The sequence below is a fragment of the Streptomyces sp. NPDC006691 genome, assembly GCF_042869955.1.
Taxonomy (GTDB): domain Bacteria; phylum Actinomycetota; class Actinomycetes; order Streptomycetales; family Streptomycetaceae; genus Streptomyces.
Genome location: NZ_JBIAGW010000052.1, coordinates 1 through 1428 on the forward strand (window position 1 = coordinate 1; position 1428 = coordinate 1428).

At 55.9% G+C, this 1428-nt stretch carries 1 rRNA gene (only partly in view); it reads right to left on the reverse strand.

The window, feature by feature from the left end:
- Positions 1–35 precede the first annotated feature (35 nt).
- Positions 36–1428, reverse strand: a 23S ribosomal RNA gene (locus ACFYNP_RS38340) (its annotated part continues 1444 nt past the right edge of the window); the annotation flags it as partial.

Genomic DNA, 1428 nt, shown 5'->3' on the forward strand with positions numbered 1-1428 from the left:
TTGCTTCAGAACAAACACAGTGGACGCGAGCAACTGAGGACAAGCCCTCGGCCTATTAGTACCAGTCAGCTCCACCCGTTACCGGGCTTCCACATCTGGCCTATCAACCCAGTCGTCTACTGGGAGCCTTACCCTCTCAAGGAGGTGGGAACACTCATCTCGAAGCAGGCTTCCCGCTTAGATGCTTTCAGCGGTTATCCTTTCCGAACGTAGCCAACCAGCCATGCCCTTGGCAGGACAACTGGCACACCAGAGGTTCGTCCGTCCCGGTCCTCTCGTACTAGGGACAGCCCTTCTCAATGTTCCTGCGCGCGCAGCGGATAGGGACCGAACTGTCTCACGACGTTCTAAACCCAGCTCGCGTACCGCTTTAATGGGCGAACAGCCCAACCCTTGGGACCGACTCCAGCCCCAGGATGCGACGAGCCGACATCGAGGTGCCAAACCATCCCGTCGATATGGACTCTTGGGGAAGATCAGCCTGTTATCCCCGGGGTACCTTTTATCCGTTGAGCGACGGCGCTTCCACAAGCCACCGCCGGATCACTAGTCCCGACTTTCGTCCCTGCTCGACCCGTCGGTCTCACAGTCAAGCTCCCTTGTGCACTTACACTCAACACCTGATTGCCAACCAGGCTGAGGGAACCTTTGGGCGCCTCCGTTACTCTTTAGGAGGCAACCGCCCCAGTTAAACTACCCATCAGACACTGTCCCTGATCCGGATCACGGACCGAGGTTAGACATCCAGCACGACCAGAGTGGTATTTCAACGACGACTCCACAACCACTGGCGTGGCCGCTTCAAAGTCTCCCACCTATCCTACACAAGCCGAACCGAACACCAATATCAAACTGTAGTAAAGGTCCCGGGGTCTTTCCGTCCTGCTGCGCGAAACGAGCATCTTTACTCGTAGTGCAATTTCACCGGGCCTATGGTTGAGACAGTCGAGAAGTCGTTACGCCATTCGTGCAGGTCGGAACTTACCCGACAAGGAATTTCGCTACCTTAGGATGGTTATAGTTACCACCGCCGTTTACTGGCGCTTAAGTTCTCAGCTTCGCCACACCGAAATGTGACTAACCGGTCCCCTTAACGTTCCAGCACCGGGCAGGCGTCAGTCCGTATACATCGCCTTACGGCTTCGCACGGACCTGTGTTTTTAGTAAACAGTCGCTTCTCGCTGGTCTCTGCGGCCACCCCCAGCTCAGAGAGTAAATCTCATCACCGGTGATGGCCCCCCTTCTCCCGAAGTTACGGGGGCATTTTGCCGAGTTCCTTAACCATAGTTCACCCGAACGCCTCGGTATTCTCTACCTGACCACCTGAGTCGGTTTAGGGTACGGGCCGCCATGAAACTCGCTAGAGGCTTTTCTCGACAGCATAGGATCATCCACTTCACCACAATCGGCTCGGCATCAGGTCTCAGC